Below are 18690 nucleotides of genomic sequence, written 5' to 3' on the forward strand. Positions count from 1 at the left end.
GCTCACGAACCCGTCCGCTCCCAGCCCCGCCGGTCGGGCCGCGCCCCGACCCGCTTCGGGTCCCGGCTGCGGTACACCACGTACGGCCGGAACAGGTACTGCAACGGCGCGCTGAACATATGGATCAGGCGGGTGAACGGCACCAGCGCGAAGAGGACCATCCCGACCACGGCGTGGATCTCGTACAGCACCGGCACCCCCGTCATCCTGTCGATGTCCGGCTGGAGCGTGAACAGGCTGCGCGCCCACGGCGCGATGGACGTGCGGTAGTTGTAGCCGTCGCCGGACGCGTGCGTCAGCTTGGCCACCATGCCGAGCACGATCGCCGCGAACAGCACCAGGTACATCAGCTTGTCGTTGGCGGTCGTCGCGCGGAACACGGGCGTGTTGGTGCGCCGCCGGTAGAGCAGCAGCAGGATGCCGAGGACCAGGAGGACGCCGGCCGCCGTGCCGCCGTAGAGCGAGAACAGGTGGTACGTGTGCTCCGTGAGGCCCACCTTGTCCGTCCACGACTCCGGCAGGAACAGTCCCACCAGGTGCCCGACGAGCACGAACAGGATGCCGTAGTGGAACATCGGCGACGCGATGTTGAGGAGCTTCGACTCGTAGACCTGCGAGGAGCGGGTCGTCCAGCCGAACTTGTCGTAGCGGTAGCGCCAGACGATGCCCGCGACGAGCAGGACGAACGCGACGTAGGGGAGCACGCCCCACAGCAGTGTCTTCATGAGGAGTGCTCCCCGATGAGTGCGAACGGCTGGAGTCCGACCTCCTCGCGCGGCGGCCCGGACCGGGCGAGGGCCCGCGCCTCGGCGCGGTCCCTGGGCGAGGGGCCGGGCAGGGTCGCGCACACCGCGTCGAGGACCGCCGCGTAGGGCGTACCGAAGTCGGTGAGCGCGATCCGCAGCAGTTCGAGGCCGCTGCGGTGTTCCTGGAGGAGGACGGGGCCCGCGTGCGCGGAGAACTCCAGGACGGCGGGCAGGAAGTCCGGCAGTTCCTCGCCGGTGAACTCCATGCCGTGCTGCCGGTAGACGTCCTTGAACCGGACCAGGGCCATGCCGCGCCGCCGCGTGTCGCCGTCGCGCCACCAGCTCAGGTACAGGCTGTGACGGTTCTTGAAGTCGAAGACGCGGACGTAGTGCGCGGCGAGCTCGCGCGGGTCGGTCGTCTCGGCGTGCGTGAGGAAGCCGTCGAGGCCTGCCGGGGCGGCGGCCCGCAGCAGCGGGAGCCGCTCGTGGAACTCGTCGTCCGGGTAGGCCAGGCAGAGCGCCGCCGCCTGGTACAGGACCGCGTGCCGCGTCACTTGTCGTCCTCCTTGGCCGCGGTGGCCTTCTCTTCCGCGCTGGGCTGTTCGTCGGCGGTCTGCCGGGCGCGCAGCGTGTGGAAGTTCTCGATGGTGACCAGCGGCAGGTGGCGGCGCCCGGAGTCCTGCCCGAAGGGCCCGTCGTCGCCCATGCCGGGGCCGCCCTCGTAGTCGAGGCTGCACGAGTCGGGGAGGGCGGACTCCTCCAGGCGCTGCGCGTCGGCGACGGCGGCGGTCGGGATGACGTACCGGTCCTCGTACTTCGCGACGGCGAGCAGCCGGTACATCTCCTCGATCTCCTGGCCCGTCATGCCGACGGCGTCGGCGGTCGAAGGGTCGGGCGTGTCACCGAGGTTGATGGCCCGCATGTGGGACCGCATCGCCGCGAGCTTCTCCAGCGAGGCGCGTACGGGGCCGACGTCCCCGGCGGTGAAGATCTCCGCGAGGTATTCGAGGGGGATGCGCAGCGTGTCGATGGCGCCGAACAGGTTGCCGAGGTCCTCGCCGTCGTGGCCGGTCTCCGTCAGCGCGTCGACGACGGGGGAGAGCGGCGGGATGTACCAGACCATGGGCATGGTGCGGTACTCCGGGTGCAGCGGAAGCGCCACCTTGTACTTGCTGATCAGCGCGTGCACGGGCGAGCGGCGGGCCGCCTCGATCCAGTCGTACGAGATGCCGTCCCGCTCGGCGGCGCGCCGCACCTCGGGATCCTCGGGGTCGAGGAAGACCCCCAACTGGGCTTCGTAGAGCTTGTGTTCGTCCGGCTCGGAGGCGGCGGCCGTCACCTTGTCGGCGTCGTACAGGATGACGCCGAGGTAGCGGAGGCGCCCCACGCAGGTCTCGGAGCACACCGTCGGCAGCCCCACCTCGATGCGCGGGTAGCACATCGTGCACTTCTCGGCCTTGCCGGTGCGGTGGTTGAAGTACACCTTCTTGTACGGGCAGCCCGTCACGCACTTGCGCCAGCCCCGGCAGTGGTCCTGGTCGACGAGGACGATGCCGTCCTCCGACCGCTTGTACATCGCGCCGGACGGGCAGGACGCCACGCACGCCGGATTGAGGCAGTGCTCGCAGATCCGCGGCAGATAGAACATGAACGTCTGCTCGAAGGCGAACTTGATCTTGTCGGTGACCTGTTGGCGGGTCTTCGCCACCATCGGGTCGAGATCGCCGTGCTCGGTGGCGCCGCCCAGGTTGTCGTCCCAGTTCGAGGACCACTCGATCTTCATGGGCTTGCCGCTGATCAGCGAGCGCGGCTCGGCCACCGGGAAGTCGTCGCCGAGCGGGGCGTCGGTGAGGTTCCGGTACTCGTATGTCCAGGGCTCGTAGTAGTCCTTGATCTCCGGCAGCTTGGGGTTGGAGAAGATCTCCAGGAGAGACTTGACCCGGCCGCCGTTCTTCAGCTTCAGGGCGCCCCGCTTGTTCAGCTCCCAGCCGCCGCGCCACTTCTCCTGGTCCTCGTAGCGGCGCGGATAGCCCTGGCCGGGGCGGGTCTCGACGTTGTTGAACCAGACGTACTCCATGCCGTCGCGGTTGGTCCACGCCTGCTTGCAGGTGACCGAACAGGTGTGACACCCGATGCACTTGTCGAGGTTCATCACCATCGCGATCTGAGCCATGCAGCGGCCGATCGTTCCTGTGTCACGGGTCATCAGTACGTGACCTCCTGGCTGCGACGGCGGATGACCGTCACCTCGTCGCGCTGGTTGCCCGTCGGGCCCAGGTAGTTGAACGCCCACGACAACTGCGCGTAGCCGCCGATGAGATGGGACGGTTTGAGGATGAGGCGGGTGAGGGAGTTGTGGATGCCGCCGCGCCTGCCGGTCGTCTCCGTCTTCGGCACGTTCACGGTGCGTTCCTGCGCGTGGTGCATGAAGACCGTCCCGGCCGGCATGCGGTGCGACACGATGGCCCGCGCCACCACCACGCCGTTCCGGTTGACCGCCTCGATCCAGTCGTTGTCCTTCACGCCGATCGCGTCCGCGTCCTGCGGTGCCATCCAGATGCACTGGCCGCCGCGCGACAGCGACAACATGAACAGGTTGTCCTGGTACTCGGAGTGGATCGACCACTTGTTGTGCGGCGTCAGGTAGCGGACCGTGACCTCGCGCTCGCCGTCCGGGCCGAACCGCGGTTCACCGAAGAGCCGGTTCATGTCCAGCGGCGGCCGGTAGACCGGCATCGCCTCGCCCAGCTCGTGCATCCAGTCGTGGTCGATGAAGAAGTGCTGGCGCCCGGTGAGCGTGTGCCACGGCTTGAGGTGCTCGGTGTTGAGCGTGAACGCCGTGTACCTGCGCCCGCCCGCCTCGCTGCCGCTCCACTCCGGCGAGGTGATCACCGGGACGGGCGCGGCCTGCGTGTCGGCGTACGTGATGCGCTTGCCCTCGTGCTCGGCGGCCAGGTGCGCCATCTCCTGCCCGGTGCGCTCCTCCAGGGTGTGGAAGCCCTGGGTGGCGAGGCGGCCGTTGGTCGTGCCGGACAGCGCGAGGATGGTGTTGGCCGCCTTCACCGCCGTGTCCAGGGCGGGCCGCCCGTCCGCGGGGCCGCCGCGCACCACGCCGTTGCGCTCGCGCAGCTCGTCGACCTCCTGGTCGGGGTGGAGCGCGATGCCCTTCGCGGGCAGGCCCAGCTGCTCCACGAGTGGGCCGAGCGCGGCGAACTTGGCGCCGATCGCGGTGTAGTCGCGCTCCACGACGGCGAGGTTCGGCATCGTCCTGCCGGGCACCGGCTCGCACTCGCCCTTGCGCCAGTCCAGGGCGACGCCGCCGGGCTGCGCGATCTCGCCCGGCGTGTCGTGCTGGAGCGCGGTGGCGACGACGTCCTTGCGCACACCCAGGTGGTCCACGGCCAGCTCGCTGAGCCGGTCGGCGATGGCGCGGAAGGTGTCGAAGTCGGTGCGGGCCTGCCAGGGCGGGTCGACGGCAGGGGTGAAGGAGTGGACGTAGGGGTGCATGTCGGTGGTCGACAGGTCGTGCTTCTCGTACCAGGTGGCGGCGGGCAGCACCACGTCGGACAGGAGTGTCGACGACGTCTGGCGGAAGTCGAGGGAGACGAGCAGGTCGAGCTTGCCCTCGGGTGCTTCGTCGCGCCAGGTGACGGTGGAGGGCCGCTCGTCCGGGGCCGCCTCCTCCGCCCGCAGCGACGAGTCCGTGCCGAGCAGGTGCTTCGTGAAGTACTCGGCGCCCTTCGCGGACGAGCCGAGCAGGTTGGCGCGCCACAGGGTGAGGACGCGCGGCCAGTTCTCCGGCGCGTCGGGGTCCTCGCAGGCGAACTTGAGGGTGCCCGCCCTGAGTTCGTCGACGACGTTGGCGACGGGATCGCCGGGCACCGCCCCCAGATCGAGGGAGCTGCGGTCGAAGGTCGGATACGACGGCATCCACCCCGTACGGGCGGACAGGGCGAGGCAGTCGGCCCCGGTCATTCCCGCGAAACGGCCTTCGCCCAACGGCGAGGCGAGCACGTCCGCCGCGAACTTGTCGTAGCGCCACTGGTCGGTGTTGAGGAACCAGTAGGCGGCCCCGATCATCTGCCGTGGCGGCCTGCTCCAGTCGTTGGCGCTCGCGAGCGTGGCCCAGCCCGTGACCGGCCTGCACTTCTCCTGGCCCACGTAGTGCGCCCAGCCGCCCCCGTTCCGCCCCTGGCAGCCGGTGAGCTGGAGCAGTGCCAGGAAAGACCGGTAGATCGTCTCCGAGTGGAACCAGTGGTTGGTCCCCGCCCCCATGAGGATCATGCAGCGGCCCCGCGACTTCTCGGCCGTCGCGGCGAACTCCCGGGCGATCCGCACGCACTTGGCGGCGGGCACGGAGGTGTGGACCTCCTGCCAGGCGGGCGTGCCGGGCGCGTCGGCGTCGTCGTACGACGCGGGCCACGCGCCCGGCAGCCCCTCGCGGCCCACGCCGTACTGCGCGAGCAGCAGATCGAAGACCGTCGTCACCAGCGGCCCTTCCGGTCCGCCGAGCCTGGTCGCGGGCACCCCGCGCCGCACGACCTCGCCGCGGCCCTGGCCGTGCGTGCCGCCCTCGGTGTCGAACCGGGGCAGCAGCACCTCGACGCCCGCCGCGACCCCCGAACCCTGTAGCGTCAGAACCGGCTCGATGTCACCCAGCTCCAGGTTCCACTTGCCCTTGCCGGACTCGTTCCACCGGAACCCGAGGGAGCCGTTGGGTACGGCGGCGCGCCCGGTGCGTTCGTCGAGCACGACGGTTTTCCACTCGTCCCCTTCGCCCTCCTCCGCCCCTTGACCCAGGTCGGAGGCGCGCAGGAACTTGGCGGGCACGTACGCGCCGTCCCGCTCGGCGAGCGTCACGAGGAAGGGCAGGTCGGTGAACCTGCGGACGTAGTCGTCGAAGAACTCCGTCTGCCGGTCGACGAAGAACTCCCTGAGGATCACGTGCCCCATCGCGAGGGCCAGCGCGCCGTCCGTGCCCGGATGCGGGTGCAGCCATTCGTCGGCGAACTTGGCGTTGTCGGCGTAGTCGGGCGCCACGACCACGACCTTCTGGCCCCGGTAGCGGGCCTCGGCCATCCAGTGCGCGTCGGGCGTCCTGGTCACCGGCACATTGGAGCCCCACATCATCAGATACGCGGCGTCCCACCAGTCACCCGACTCCGGTACGTCGGTCTGGTCGCCGAAGACCTGTGGCGAGGCGACGGGAAGATCCGCGTACCAGTCGTAGAAGGACAGCATCGGTGCGCCGATGAGGCTCATGAAGCGGGCGCCGGCGGCGTGCGAGACCATGGACATGGCGGGGATGGGGGAGAACCCCGCGACGCGGTCCGGTCCGACGGTCTTGATCGTGTGCACGTGCGCGGCCGCGATGATCTCGACGGCCTCGTCCCAGGTGGCCCGCACGAGCCCGCCCTTGCCGCGCGCCCGCTGATACGTCCGCCGGCGCTCCGGGTCCGACTGGATGTCGGCCCAGGCGAGGACCGGGTCCTTGAGCCGCGCCTTCGCCTCCCGGTACATCTCCAGCAGCACACCGCGCAGGTAGGGGTACCGGACGCGGGTGGGGGAGTACGTGTACCAGGAGAACGCGGCGCCCCGGGGGCAGCCGCGCGGCTCGTACTCGGGGCGGTCGGGGCCGACGCTCGGATAGTCCGTGGCCTGCGTCTCCCACGTGATGATGCCGTCCTTGACGTAGACCTTCCAGCGGCACGACCCCGTGCAGTTCACGCCGTGCGTGGAGTTCACGACCTTGTCGTGGCTCCAGCGGTCCCGGTAGAACGCGTCGGCGTCCCGTCCCCCGGTCAGCCGGACGCTGTGCAGGTCGGGCGCGGCGTCACCCCGCCGGAAGAACTTCCCCGCCCGCAGCAGGGCGGCGGCGGGCTCGGTCGTCTCTGTCACCGTGAAGCTCCCTAGGTCTGCCTCCTGTCGAACCTAGGCGCGGGGACGGCACGGCACCCTGCCGGATTCGGCCGTACGGGTGCGGGGGTGTTCCGGGTCCGGCCCGGCATTACCCCGCACGTAATCGACCAGCCGCCGCGCGGCCGACAGAGTGATGTCAACGGATCCGGTCCGGCGCACTCCGGACCGGATCCGGGACCCGTACGGCTACCGCTCGGCTCACCCACGCCCCTGGAGGCAGATCGTCATGGCCACGTCCACGTACCCGCTCACCGCTCTCGCCCGCACCACCGACCCCACGGCGATGCTGCGCCGCTTCCTCGGCCTGGACGCGGTCGTGACCGCCGGGAACGGTGCCGCCTATGCCGCCGTCTCGGGGCCCCTGGGGGACTTCCTCGGGGTCGACTCGGGGCTGCTGCTCGGGCTCGGGGCCGGTCTCGTGCTCTACGGCATCGGCGTCGCGTTCCTCGCCGCCCGCAAGAGTCCGCCGCCGTTCGCCGTGCAGGCGGTCGTCGAGGTGAACGCCGTCTGGGCGGTGCTCAGCGTCGTCGCGCTCGTCGCCTGGCTCTCGCCGAGCACGGCCGGAGCGGTGTGGATCCCGCTCCAGGCCGCGACGGTGGGCGGCTTCGCGGCACTGCAGTACGCGGCGCTGCGCGCCGTGCGGGCGGGCCGCCAGGGCCTGCCCAGGCCCTAGGACATCTGCCGCTCAGGACATCTGCTGCTGCAGGTACTTCGACGTCGCCGGGTCGGCCGGGAGCAGCGTCTCGATGGCCAGCTCGGCGACCGTCACATCCATCGGGGTGTTGAACGTCGAGATGGACGAGATGAAGGACAGCACGTGACCGTCGTGTTCGATGCGCAGCGGCAGCGCGAAGTAGGGGACCTCCGTACCCGGTTCGAAGGTGTCCTCCCCGGGGTCCGCCACCGGATACGCCGCCACCTCCTCGTACACCTCCCGCAGCGCGTCCGAACGCTGCAGCGCGATCTGCCGCTCCATCTGGTGCAGCAGATGCCCCCGCCACTCCCGGAGGTTGCGGATCCGGGAGGCCAGGCCCTCTGGGTGGAGGGTGACGCGCATCGCGTTCAGGGGCCCCTCGAGGAGGTGCGCGGGGAGGCCGTCGAGGATCATCGCGATGCCGCGGTTCGCCGCCACCACGTCGTACTTCGCGTCGACGACCAGCGCCGGGTACGGCTCGTACCCCGCGAGGAGCTGGTCGAGCCCCTCGCGCAGCGTGCCCATCGTGGGGTCGTCCAACGGTGTCTCACGGAAGCGCGGCGCGTAACCCGCCGCCAGGAGCAGGGAGTTGCGCTCCCTCACCGGTACGTCGAGGTGGTCGGCGATACGCAGCAGGAACGCCTCGCTCGGCCGCGACCTGCCCGTCTCGACGAAGCTGATGTGCCGCGCGGAGGAGTCGGCGCGCAGGGCCAGCTCCAGCTGGCTCACCCGGCGCCGCTCGCGCCAGCCCCTGAGGAGCGGCCCCACTCCGTTGATGTTCCCGTCGGTGGTCTTCCCCTTGGCCCTGTCGGCCTTGCCTCTGCTGCTCCCCTTGGCGGGCACGGCGGTTGTCATACGTAGACCGTAATCGAAAGAATTCGTGGCAGGGCGAGCCGAAGACCGGCTCTCCAGAAGACCGACTTTCCAGAAGACCGACTCTTCAGAAGGGCTTGCCCGTGACTCCCGAACCGCTGTCGCAGAAAGAGATCGAGGACCGTCTCGCCGAACTCCCCGGCTGGACCCTGTCCCCGGACGGCGAACGGATCACCCGCTCCTACCGGCTCGGCTCGCACTTCGCCGCGACCGGACTGGTCGTCCACATCGCGCAGACACAGGAGGAGCTCGACCACCACAGCGAGCTGACCCTCGGCTACAACACCGTCTCCCTCGCCGTGAACACGCACGGCGCGGGCGGCGCCCTCACCGCCCTCGACTTCGAACTCGCGGGCAGAGTCGAGAAGTTGGCTCCCGCGCACGGGGCGGAATGACGTCGATGCTCGACTACAGCCAGGAAGCCGACCGGTACGACGCCTCGCGCGGCGGTGAGCCCCGCGCCGCTGCCGCCGCCGAAGCGGTCCTCGGTCTGCTGCCCGCCGGCACGGCCACGCTCCTCGACGTCGCCTGCGGCACCGGCCTGGTCACGCGGCGCCTCGCGGCACACGAAGGGCTGCGGGTGACCGGCGTCGACGCCGCGTACCGCATGGTGCGTCTCGCGTCGGAGCGGGTGCCGGGCGCCATCGTCCTCGGTGACTGCCGACAACTCCCTTTCCCTGACGGCTCGTTCGACGCGGTCGCCACGGTCTGGCTGCTGCACCTGCTGTCCGGCCCCGACGAGACGTCCGCGGTCGTCGCCGAGTGCGCGCGGGTGCTCAGGCCCGGCGGTGTCTACGTCACCACCGTCGACAAGGCCGCCTCGCATGACGTACGCAGCGACATCGACGCCGTGCTCGCGCCGCGCCCGGTGCGGCCCGCGGTCGACCGGGTCGAGGCCGTCGACGCGTATGCCGCCGAGCACGGGCTCGCGCCGGCCGGCCGGGCCCGGTTCCGCGGCCACGGCCAGGGGCGCTCGCCCCGCTCCACGGTCGACGACCTGCGGCGCGGCTGGTTCACGCAGATCCCGCCCGACGGCCCGCTGGCCGCGCGGTTCGCCGAACGGCTCGCCGCCCTGCCCGACCAGGACGTGGCGCGCCCCGATCCGCACTTCGGTCTGCGTGCGTACCGCAAGCGGGAACGTTTTTTGCGATAGCGGCAACTTCATTCGCCGGAAACGGGGAAACGGGAGCAGGCTGGGTCCCGTTCGGACACGACGGCGGACCGGAAGGCGGCACACGGCCATGGGGCAGCATCACGGGCACGGACAGGGACACGGGCACAGCCACGACGGGGACATGGGCTGGTCCGCCATGGGCGCCATGCTGGAGCGGTACGCCCGCGTCGCCGCGCCGATGTACGGCGAGGTGGCCGACTGGCTCCGCCGCTGGGTACCCGAGCCCGGCGTCGTCGTGGACGTCGGCAGCGGCCCCGGCGCCGTCTCGTTCTCGCTGGCCGAGTCGTTCCCCAAGGCGCGGATCGTCGCGGCGGACCCGGAGGAGGCCCTCCTGGAGCGGGCCCGCGACCGCGCGGCACGCGAAGGCCTGACCGACCGCTTCGACACGGTGCGGGCGGCGCTGCCCGACGAGATCGACGACGTGCCCGAGGCGGACCTCCTGTGGCTGTGCAAGTCCCTGCACCACGTCGGTGACCAGGGCGCAGCCCTCTCCGCCCTCGCCGGCCGGCTGGCACCCGGCGGCGCCGTCGCCCTCCTGGAGGGCGGCCTGAACGCCCGCTACCTGCCGCGCGACATCGGTTTCGGCCGTCCCGGCCTGCTGTCCCGCCTGGAGGCGGCGGACGAGGAGTGGTTCGCCGGGATGCGCGACGGGCTGGACGGCTCCAAGGGCACGACGGAGGACTGGCCGGCCCTGCTCACCGCCGCGGGCCTGCGCCACGTGGCCACCCGCAGCTTCCTCCTCGACCTGCCGTCGCCGCTGTCGGAGGACGCCCGCGCCCACGTGATCACGGAATTCACCCGCCGCCGCGAGATGCAGGCCGAGCGCCTCGCCCCGGACGACATCGCCACCTTCGACCGCCTCCTGGACCCGGAGGACCCGGAGGGCCTGCACCGGCGCCCCGACCTGTTCGTGCTGACGGCACAGACGGTCTACGTGGCGGTCAAGGAGTGACGGGTGACGTCCCGGTGATCCGCCTTGCCGTGCGGCGGGTTGGCGTACGTTCGTGACGGTGCCGGGCCGCGGGGCCCGGCCGTCCGGCCGAGCGAGGGGACGCCTGTGAACGAACTGATGCGGTGGGAGTCCGACGAGGGGCCCGTCGTGGTCGAGGTCGACTCACGGGACCCCGGGTTCAGATCCGTGTCGCGGCGCGGCGAGTCCGGCGCGATCCACGACGTCGAGGGCCGCTTCGAGTCGGCCCTGAACAACGTGCGCGGCGCCGCGATGTCCGCCCTGCGGACCTTCCGGGACAGGGCACTCGACCCCGACACTATCGAACTGGAATTCGGCGTCAAGCTCAGCGCGGAGGCGGGGGCGGTGATCGCCAAGACGGCGACGGAGGGGCACCTGACGGTGAAGCTGACGTGGTCCCGGCCGCAGGATCAGGGGCAGAGCGGCGTGTAGGACCGACGAGCCCCCTCCGCCGACTGTTCGCTGATGCGGTCGGCGGAGGAGGCTCGGCGTATGTCGGGCCGCCGTGTGCGTCAGGCGACGTCGAAGGTCGCCGGGTCCGGGCCGATGCGGCGGTCCTCGTTCAGGGCCGAGATCGCGGCCATGTCCTCGGGGTCGAGCTCGAAGTCGAAGACGTCGATGTTCTCCTTGATCCGCGACGGCGTCACGGACTTGGGGATCACGACGTTGCCCAGCTGGATGTGCCAGCGCAGCACGACCTGCGCGGGGGAGCGCCCGTGCTTCTGGGCGATGGCGATGATCGCCGGAACCTCCAGGAGGCCCTTGCCCGAGCCGAGGGGCGACCACGCCTCCGTGGCGATGCCCTGCTCCGCGTGGAACGCGCGCGTGGCCTGCTGCTGCAGGTGCGGGTGCAGCTCGATCTGGTTGACCGCCGGGACGACCGACGTCTCGCCGAGCAGTCGCTCCAGGTGGTCGGGGAGGAAGTTCGAGACGCCGATGGACTTGGCGCGACCGTCGGCGTGGATCTTCTCGAAGGCCTTGTACGTGTCGATGTACGCGTCCTTGGAGGGCACGGGCCAGTGGATCAGGTACAGGTCCACGTAGTCGAGGCCGAGCTTCTCCAGCGAGGTGTCGAAGGCGCGCAGGGTCGCGTCGTAGCCCTGGTCGCTGTTCCAGAGCTTCGTCGTGACGAACAGGTCCTCACGGGCGACGCCGGAGGCGGCGATCGCCTTGCCCGTGCCTTCTTCGTTGCCGTAGATGGCCGCGGTGTCGATGCTGCGGTACCCGGCCTCCAGCGCCGTGGCGACGGCCTTCTCGGCCTCGTCGTCCGGAACCTGCCAGACGCCGAAGCCCAGCTGGGGCATCTCGACGCCGTTGTTGAGGGTGATCGGGGGAACCTTGCTCACGAGCTCTCGATCCTTAAGTCGTCGGGTGTCTGTGTCCATGGTCAACGATCAGCGGTCGTGCTGCATTCCTGGAGCACATCGGTTGTCCGGTGTCCCTGCGATGTGCTCCTGAAACCCCACTCCTGCGGGAGAGCCCGCGGCCTCCGCCGGAGCGGTTCACCGTGCGTCGTCCCCGGGCGGAGTCCCCAGGTAGGCGTCCCGCACCCGCGGGTCCGCGCGCACCTCGGCCGGGGTCCCGTGGGCCAGGACCCGGCCGAGGTCGAGGACGACGACGCGGGCGCAGAGCTCCATCACGAAGGCGACATTGTGCTCGACGAGGAGCACCGCACAGCCCTCGTCGTCCGCGAGGTGCCGGACGACGGCCGACAGCTGCCGCCGTTCCTCGGCCGTCATCCCGGACGCGGGCTCGTCCAGGAGCAGGACGGCGGGCGGGTCCGCGACGGCCCGTGCCAGCTCCACCATGCGGGCCTGTCCGACCGGCAGCGCGCCCGCGTACTGCCCGGCCAGCGCGTCGAGGCCGCACGAGCGCAGCACCGCCGCGGCCCGTGCCCGCCGTCCCGCCTCGTGCGCGCGCCGGGTCGGCGCGGCCAGCAGGTCCGCCGCGAAGCCGCCGCCACCGCCCCGCCACTCCTGGGCGACGACCAGGTTGTCGGCGACGGTGAGCTGGCCGAAGAGCTGCTGCCGCTGGAACGTGCGCCGCATCCCGTGCCGGGCGCGCCACACCGGGGAGCGGCGCGTGACGTCCCGCCCGCCGAGCAGCACCCGGCCCCGGTCGGGGCCGCGGATGCCGGACAGCACGTCGAACAGCGTCGTCTTGCCCGCGCCGTTGGGGCCGATGAGCCCGCAGACCTCGCCCCGCCGCACGCCGAGCCCCACCCCGTCGAGGGCCCGGATGCCGCCGAAGCGTACGCCGATGCCCTCGGCCCGCAGGACGTGCTCCCGCTCCCTCATGGCCGCGTCACGCCCTTCGTCGCCTGCCGTCCGCCGTTCGCGGCCATGCCCAGGTACGCCTCCGTGAGCCGGTCCGCCCGTACCTCGGCGCGCGGGCCGCACCAGGAGACGCGGCCCTGCGCCAGGTACGCCACCGTGTCCGCGACCCCGAGGATCTCGGCGGCCTTCTCCTCGACGAGCAGCAGCCCGGCCCCCGCGTCCCGGAGCTCGACGAGGAGCCGGAACACGTCGTCGACGATGCGCGGCGCGAGACCGAGCGACGGCTCGTCCGCGATCAGGACCTTCGGCGGGCGCTGCAACAGCGGTGCGAGCGCGAGCAGTTGCTGCTCACCGCCGGAGAGGGAACCCGCAGGGACCCTGCGCCGTGCCGCGAGCCCCGCGAACCTCTCGTACACGGCGTCGCGTTCGTCCCGCTCCCGCAGGTACAGGGCGAGGTTCTCGTCGATGGTGAGCGAGGGGAAGATCCCGCGCCCCTCGGGGGCGAGGACGACACCGCCGCGGGAGCGCAGGGCGGCACCTTCGCGGGTGGCGTCGCGCCCGGCGACGTACACGTGGCCCTGTGAGGGTGCAATGAGCCCCGCCGCGGTGCGGCAGACGGTCGACTTCCCCGCGCCGTTGGGTCCGAGCAGGGCGACGATCTCCCCGGCGTGCACGGCGAGGTCCACGCCGTGGAGCACGGGGGCGCCGTCGTGGCCCGCGTGGATTCCGTGCAGGGCGAGGGCGGGTGGCGGGGTTTCCGTCGGGGGGCGGTCGCCGGGCAGGGGCGGCGACTGCGGAGCGATGCTTACGCCTGACGAAGACGGAGACTCCGGCACCACCCCCACCCGCCCCCGCCTCCGATGCCTCCGCACCGACACCGCCGCGCAGTACCCGTCCGGGTCGTTCGCCAGCGCCAGGCCCGCGAGGCCGAAGAGGATCACCGGGAGGTGCACGGACTCGGTGACGTAGTCCGCCACCAGGTGCGGCACGATCGCGAAGACCAGGCCCGCCACCACCGCGAACTGTGGTCTCCGGACCCCGGCCGCGACCACCACCGCCAACCAGATCAGGCCCGTCATCGCGGTGAAGTCGGTGGCGGTGATGCGGGTGTTGAAGGACGCGTACATCACGCCGCCGAACCCCGCGAGCCCCGCCGAGAGCGTGAACAGCAGGAGTTTCGTGCGGACGACGGAGATGCCGGACGCCATGGCCGCCGCGGGAGCGGACCGTACCGCCAGCATGGCCCGCCCCGATGGCGAGTTCCGCAAGCACGCGAGCGAGGCCACGGTCGCCGTGACCAGGACGACCATCGCGACGCCCATGGCGCGGTCGTCCGAGAGGTCGACGGGTCCGAACACCGGGCGCGGGATCTCCCAGCCCGTGTCACCGTTGCGCAACCAGCCCATCTGGAAGAGGACTTGGTCGGCGAGGAAGGCGAGTGCCAGCGTCGCGAGGGCCAGGGAGCGGCCGCCGAGCCGCAGCGCGGGCAGCGCCACGAGCGCACCGAGCGCCGCCGCCGCGCACGTACCGGCCGCCGCCGCCCCGGCGAACGGCCATCCGTGGCTCATTAGGAGCCCGGCCACCAGCGCCGCGCCCGTCACGAACGTGGCCTGCGCGAGCGACACCATCGCACCGAGCCCCGTCACCACGGTGAAGGAGACGAAGACCAGCGAGATCGCCAGCCCCTGCGCGAGGAGACCGCTCCAGAAGGGTGTGGTGACCGTGTAGAAGGAGACGGCGAGGGCGAGCGCCGCCGCCGCCCACGGTCCCCAGCGGCGCAGCCACGACTGTCCCGCGAGGTAGTCCACCGGTGGCGCGTCCACCGCCGCCGTGCCCGCCGTCCGCCGGCGCCGCGTGAGCAGCAGCAGCCCGGCGAGCAGGATCAGGAAGGGCACGGCCGTACGGAAGCCGGTGATGTTCTCGGCGAAGTCGGCGTACCCCGCGACGAGGTTCTGGAGCACGCCGAGTCCGAGTCCGCCCGCGAAGGCGAGGGGGATCGACAGGAAGCGGCCGAGCACGGCGGCCGTCGCGGAGACGAAGAGGAACAGGGTGAAGTCGTGGGACGAGAGCCCGAGGAGGGGGGTAGCGAGGACGCCCGCGAGGCCCGCCAACCCGGACGACAGCATCCACGCCACCGAGGAGAGCCGGTCCGCGCTCATGCCGCGCAGCTCCACGAGCGACCGGTTGTCGACCGTGGCGCGCAGCCTGAGGCCGAGCGGCGTGTGGCGCATCAGGATCCACAGGCCGACGGCCACCACGGCCGTCGTCACCCAGGTGATGAGCTGGTCGGAGTCGATGCCGACACCGTCCGTGAGCTGCCAGCCGCGGGCCGGGCTCGGCCCGACGCCCGGCAGCCCGAACTGGTTCTCCGCGGGTTTCACCGGTGCCCCCGCGTCCTCCAGGAGCTCCACGATCCACAGACCCAGCGCGGGCAGGGCGACGAGCAGGCCGATCGTCGCGACGATCTGCGCGGTCTCGCCGACGCGTGCCAGCTTGCGGAACATCAGCCGGTCCAGGCACCAGCCGAGGGCCGGCGCCGCCACCAGGACGAGGAGCAGCGCCGTCGGCACGGCGGGCCACCCGAAGCCGGAGTGCAGCTCGTGGAAGGCGAGCGCGCAGAGGTAGGCGGTCGCGCCGTGCGCGAAGTTGAACAGGCCCGAGGCGGAGTACGACAGGACGAGGCCCGTGGCGAGCAGCGCGTACAGGGCGCCCGAGACGAGACCGCTCAGCACGAATCCGAGGAGGTCCGACATGGCGGCCCGCCCCTACTTGAACGGGATCGGTTCGTAGCACTTGAAGGGCGACGACACCGCGTACTTCCCGTCCCGCAGCTGCACGAGCGCGCCGCAGCCGAACGATTCCTTCTGCCCTTCGCGCAGCCTGCGGTCGCCGACCATGGTGCCGGTGTCGGAGTAGCCGTCCGCCGCCTTCTGGAAGGAGTCGAGGGTGAGGTCCTTGCCCGCCTTCTCGGCGATGGCGAGGAAGAGGTCGGCCGACATGTAGCCGGTCATCATGTGCATGTTGAGCGGGACGTCCTTGCCCGCCGCCTTCCTGATGTCCTTCTTGAACTGCCGCATGTCCGCGGTGTCCTGTTCGAACGGCTGGAAGGACAGGAGCACGTGGACGCCGTCCAGGGCCTTCTTCGTGGCGCTCTTGGCGAGCAGGCCGGGGTCGTAGTCGGTGGGGTCGGTGATGACGCCCTGGAAGCCCGCGCGCTTGACCGCCGTGAACAGACCGATGTTGTACGGGGTCTGCATGACGGAGACGACGGCGTCCGGCGCCCTGCCGCCGTCGGAGCGCAGGATCTCCTTGGTGTACGCCGACCAGTCGCTCGGCACGGAGGTGGCGGGGACGGTCGACTTGGCGTACGTCACCTCGTAACCGGCCGCGGCGAAGGACTGCTTGTAGGTGCGGATGGCGAACGTGCCCGCGTCGTTGTCGTTGGCGAGGATCGCGACCGACTTGCCCTTCGCGCCGCCCATCACCTTCTTGAGCCCCTCGGGCCAGCTCTGGGTGATGGTGCCGCCGGGCATCGGGACCATGCAGCCGCCGAAGCCGTACATGTAGATCGGGCCGCAGAAGGGCGGGATGGTGCCCCAGCCGAACGTCGGCACCTTCTGCTGTTGCAGGAAGTCCGCTCCGGAGAACGTGACCGAGCTCATCGGGGAGATCGCGAACACCTTCTCCCGCTGGACGAGCTTGCGTGCCGCCGCGAGGTTCTTCCCCGGGTCCTGCCCGTCGTCCTCCGCACCCAGGTAGTCGATCGTGCGGCCGTGCACACCGCCCTCGGCGTTCGCGCGGTCGAAGCGGGCCTTCGCGCCCAGGTCGGTGTCCTTCTTGCTGTATCCGCTCGCGGTCGTCATGGAGACGATGCCGCCGACCTTAACGGAGTCCTCGGTCACCCCGCGCACGGAACCGCCGCGCTCTCCGTCGCCGTCCGACGCGCCTCCCGTGGAGGCGGAGTTGCAGGCGGTGGCGAGCAGCAGCGCCGCGGTGGCGGCGGTGATGGTGCGGATCGATCGGGACACGGCCGAGCCCCCCTGAAGTCGAAGTGGGGCTGATTCTGTGGCGGACCTGATGAACCGTCAATAAGTGGCGCGGGTGTATTTGATGGAGCGTCAGAAAGTGCCGGCCGGCCCGGCTAGCTGCTGTACAGCGCCTCGACCTCGGCCGAGTACACCGTCTCGATCGCCTTCCGCTTCAGCTTCAGGGACGGTGTCAGGAGGCCGTGCTCCTCGGTGAACTGGTGCGCCAGTATGCGGAACGTACGGATCGATTCGGCCTGCGAGACGAGCGTGTTGGCGGCGACCACGGCCCGCCGCACCTCGGTCTCCAGGTCCGGATCACGCACCAGCTCGCCCGGCGGCAGCATCGGCTTGCGGCGCATGGTCAGCCAGTGCTCCACGGCCTCCGCGTCCAGGGTGACGAGCGCGGCGATGTAGGGGCGGTCGTTGCCGACGAGGATGCACTGGGCCACCAGCGGATGATCGCGGACCCGCTCCTCCAGCTGGGCGGGTGACACGCTCTTGCCCCCCGACGTCACCAGGATCTCCTTCTTGCGCCCGGTGATCGTCAGATAGCCGTCCTCGTCGAGGGAACCGATGTCGCCGGTGGCGAGCCAGCCGTCGTGCAGGGTCGCGTCGGTGGCCTTCGGGTTGTTCAGATAGCCCTGGAAGACGTTGCCGCCGTTCAGCCAGATCTCGCCGTCCTCCGCGATGTGCACGGTGGTGCCGGGGATGGCCTGGCCGACCGTGCCGTAGCGGGTGCGCTCGGGCGGGTTGGCGGTCGCCGCCGCCGTCGACTCGGTGAGCCCGTACCCCTCGTAGATCGTCACGCCGGCGCCCGCGAAGAACAGGCCGAGCCGCCGGTCCATGCCCGAGCCGCCCGACATCGCGTGCCGCACCCGGCCGCCCATCGCCTCCCGCACCTTGGAGAAGACGAGCTTGTCGAAGAGCTGGTGCTGCATGCGCAGCCCCGCCGAAGGGCCGGGGCCCGTACCGAAGGCCCTGGCCTCCATCGCGTCGGCGTACCGCACCGCGCACTCCACGGCCTTGTCGAACGCACCCGCCTTCCCGTCCCGCTCCGCCTTGCGCCGCGCCGCGTTGAAGACCTTCTCGAAGATGTACGGCACGGCCAGGATGAACGTGGGCCGGAACGCCGCCAGGTCCGGCAGGAGCGCCGCCGCGTTCAGGTTCGGCTGGTGGCCCATCTTGACCCGGCCGCGCACGGCCGCGATCTGCACCATGCGGCCGAAGACGTGCGCGAGCGGCAGGAAGAGCAGGGTGGTCGCCTCGTCGCCCCGCCTGGAGTGGAACACCGGCTCCCAGCGCCCGACCATCACATCCGCCTCGAACATGAAGTTCGCGTGGGAGATCAGACAGCCCTTGGGGCGGCCCGTGGTGCCCGAGGTGTAGATGATCGTGGCGATGGAGTCGGGCGTGACGGCGCGACGGTGGCGGTGCACCACCTCGTCGTCGATGTCGTGCCCCGCCTCGGCCAGCTCGCCCACGGCGTCCGCGTCCAGCTGCCAGAGCCTGCGCAGCTGCGGCAGCCGGTCGACGACGGAGCCGATCGTCATCGCGTGGTCCTCGTGCTCGACCATCGCCGCCGACACCTGCGCGTCGTGCAGCATCCACAGGACCTGGTCGGCGGAGGAGGTCGGATAGATCGGTACGACCTGGGCGCCGATGGCCCACAGGGCGAAGTCGAAGAGCGTCCACTCGTAGCGGGTGCGGGACATGATGGCGACGCGGTCGCCGAAACGGACGCCCTGGGCGATCAGGCCCTTGGCGAGGGCCAGCACCTCGTCACGGAACTCGCCCGACGTGACGTCGTGCCACCGCCCGTCGGCCTTGCGGCCGAAGGCGACGCGGAGCGGGTCCTCGACGGCATGGTCGAACACGGCGTCGGCAAGGCCGCCCACCAGCGGCACCGACGCCATCGGAGGATTCGTGAACTCGCGCAATGATGCTCCTTGTGGCGCTCCGCACAGCGCCGTGACCGTACCCCACGCCGCGCGCGTGCGGGAGGGGGTCTCT

The 18690-nt window shown here is 71.1% G+C and carries 15 protein-coding genes; 5 read left to right on the forward strand and 10 right to left on the reverse strand.

The window, feature by feature from the left end:
* Window positions 1–2 precede the first annotated feature (2 nt).
* Genes narI through DEJ47_RS32210 form a run of 4 tightly spaced genes read right to left on the reverse strand, consistent with a single transcriptional unit; the run spans window position 3 to window position 6644 of the window.
* Entirely contained in the window at window positions 3–725 is a 723-nt protein-coding gene (gene narI / locus DEJ47_RS32195) for a respiratory nitrate reductase subunit gamma (RefSeq protein ID WP_150174210.1), read from the reverse strand.
* Complete coding sequence (narJ, locus tag DEJ47_RS32200; RefSeq protein ID WP_150174212.1) at window positions 722–1300, reverse strand: nitrate reductase molybdenum cofactor assembly chaperone; 579 nt, start codon at window positions 1298–1300, stop codon at window positions 722–724. Before narJ ends, narI begins: the two co-directional genes overlap by 4 nt.
* Window positions 1297–2952, reverse strand: coding sequence for a nitrate reductase subunit beta (narH, locus tag DEJ47_RS32205; protein WP_223828572.1), 1656 nt, complete (start codon window positions 2950–2952; stop codon window positions 1297–1299). Before narH ends, narJ begins: the two co-directional genes overlap by 4 nt.
* Window positions 2952–6644, reverse strand: a complete 3693-nt coding sequence (locus tag DEJ47_RS32210) for a nitrate reductase subunit alpha (protein WP_150174214.1) — start codon at window positions 6642–6644, stop codon at window positions 2952–2954. The genes narH and DEJ47_RS32210 overlap by 1 nt, the downstream gene beginning before the upstream one ends.
* Window positions 6645–6891: 247 nt before the next feature.
* Here DEJ47_RS32210 and DEJ47_RS32215 point away from each other — a divergent pair, with 247 nt between their 5' ends.
* Window positions 6892–7338: a hypothetical protein gene (locus DEJ47_RS32215; RefSeq protein WP_150174216.1), complete on the forward strand. Its 447-nt coding sequence runs from the start codon at window positions 6892–6894 to the stop codon at window positions 7336–7338.
* A 12-nt stretch (window positions 7339–7350) separates the two neighbouring features.
* Here DEJ47_RS32215 and DEJ47_RS32220 read toward each other — a convergent pair whose 3' ends face one another.
* Complete coding sequence (locus DEJ47_RS32220; RefSeq protein ID WP_150174218.1) at window positions 7351–8214, reverse strand: helix-turn-helix domain-containing protein; 864 nt, start codon at window positions 8212–8214, stop codon at window positions 7351–7353.
* A 95-nt stretch (window positions 8215–8309) separates the two neighbouring features.
* Between DEJ47_RS32220 and DEJ47_RS32225 the strand changes: the two genes are divergently transcribed.
* From DEJ47_RS32225 to DEJ47_RS32240, 4 genes are all read left to right on the forward strand, one after another.
* Window positions 8310–8627, forward strand: a complete 318-nt coding sequence (locus DEJ47_RS32225; protein WP_150174220.1) for a 4a-hydroxytetrahydrobiopterin dehydratase — start codon at window positions 8310–8312, stop codon at window positions 8625–8627.
* A 5-nt stretch (window positions 8628–8632) separates the two neighbouring features.
* On the forward strand, window positions 8633–9385 hold the full coding sequence (locus DEJ47_RS32230) for a class I SAM-dependent methyltransferase (protein WP_150176014.1): 753 nt from the start codon (window positions 8633–8635) through the stop codon (window positions 9383–9385).
* 88 nt (window positions 9386–9473) lie between these two features.
* Window positions 9474–10358, forward strand: coding sequence for a class I SAM-dependent methyltransferase (locus tag DEJ47_RS32235; protein ID WP_150174222.1), 885 nt, complete (start codon window positions 9474–9476; stop codon window positions 10356–10358).
* A gap of 105 nt (window positions 10359–10463) precedes the next feature.
* Window positions 10464–10808, forward strand: coding sequence for a CU044_2847 family protein (locus DEJ47_RS32240; protein ID WP_150174224.1), 345 nt, complete (start codon window positions 10464–10466; stop codon window positions 10806–10808).
* An 80-nt stretch (window positions 10809–10888) separates the two neighbouring features.
* Here DEJ47_RS32240 and DEJ47_RS32245 read toward each other — a convergent pair whose 3' ends face one another.
* The 5 genes from DEJ47_RS32245 to DEJ47_RS32265 all read right to left on the reverse strand — a co-directional run bounded on the left by DEJ47_RS32245 (window position 10889) and on the right by DEJ47_RS32265 (window position 18593).
* Window positions 10889–11680, reverse strand: coding sequence for an aldo/keto reductase (locus tag DEJ47_RS32245; RefSeq protein WP_399540505.1), 792 nt, complete (start codon window positions 11678–11680; stop codon window positions 10889–10891).
* A 198-nt stretch (window positions 11681–11878) separates the two neighbouring features.
* Complete coding sequence (locus DEJ47_RS32250; protein ID WP_150174228.1) at window positions 11879–12673, reverse strand: ABC transporter ATP-binding protein; 795 nt, start codon at window positions 12671–12673, stop codon at window positions 11879–11881.
* Entirely contained in the window at window positions 12670–15405 is a 2736-nt protein-coding gene (locus tag DEJ47_RS32255; RefSeq protein ID WP_150174231.1) for an ABC transporter permease subunit, read from the reverse strand. The genes DEJ47_RS32250 and DEJ47_RS32255 overlap by 4 nt, the downstream gene beginning before the upstream one ends.
* Window positions 15406–15417: 12 nt before the next feature.
* Window positions 15418–16680: an ABC transporter substrate-binding protein gene (locus DEJ47_RS32260; RefSeq protein ID WP_150174233.1), complete on the reverse strand. Its 1263-nt coding sequence runs from the start codon at window positions 16678–16680 to the stop codon at window positions 15418–15420.
* Window positions 16681–16793: 113 nt separating this feature from the next.
* The gene (locus DEJ47_RS32265; protein WP_161270721.1) at window positions 16794–18593 is read right to left on the reverse strand and encodes an AMP-dependent synthetase/ligase; all 1800 of its coding nucleotides are present in this window, start codon (window positions 18591–18593) and stop codon (window positions 16794–16796) included.
* Window positions 18594–18690 lie beyond the last annotated feature (97 nt).

The organism is Streptomyces venezuelae, assembly GCF_008642355.1.
Taxonomy (GTDB): Bacteria; Actinomycetota; Actinomycetes; order Streptomycetales; family Streptomycetaceae; genus Streptomyces; species Streptomyces venezuelae_B.

Excerpts from the sequence above, each read along its gene's own strand:
- narI (WP_150174210.1), bottom strand. The coding sequence starts at position 725 with ATGAAGACACTGCTGTGGGGCGTGCTCCCCTACGTCGCGTTCGTCCTG.
- narH (WP_223828572.1), bottom strand. The coding sequence starts at position 2,952 with ATGACCCGTGACACAGGAACGATCGGCCGCTGCATGGCTCAGATCGCG.
- DEJ47_RS32215 (WP_150174216.1), top strand. The coding sequence starts at position 6,892 with ATGGCCACGTCCACGTACCCGCTCACCGCTCTCGCCCGCACCACCGAC.
- DEJ47_RS32220 (WP_150174218.1), bottom strand. The coding sequence starts at position 8,214 with ATGACAACCGCCGTGCCCGCCAAGGGGAGCAGCAGAGGCAAGGCCGAC.
- DEJ47_RS32230 (WP_150176014.1), top strand. The coding sequence starts at position 8,633 with ATGCTCGACTACAGCCAGGAAGCCGACCGGTACGACGCCTCGCGCGGC.
- DEJ47_RS32235 (WP_150174222.1), top strand. The coding sequence starts at position 9,474 with ATGGGGCAGCATCACGGGCACGGACAGGGACACGGGCACAGCCACGAC.
- DEJ47_RS32245 (WP_399540505.1), bottom strand. The coding sequence starts at position 11,680 with ATGCCCCAGCTGGGCTTCGGCGTCTGGCAGGTTCCGGACGACGAGGCC.
- DEJ47_RS32250 (WP_150174228.1), bottom strand. The coding sequence starts at position 12,673 with ATGAGGGAGCGGGAGCACGTCCTGCGGGCCGAGGGCATCGGCGTACGC.
- DEJ47_RS32255 (WP_150174231.1), bottom strand. The coding sequence starts at position 15,405 with ATGTCGGACCTCCTCGGATTCGTGCTGAGCGGTCTCGTCTCGGGCGCC.
- DEJ47_RS32265 (WP_161270721.1), bottom strand. The coding sequence starts at position 18,593 with ATGGCGTCGGTGCCGCTGGTGGGCGGCCTTGCCGACGCCGTGTTCGAC.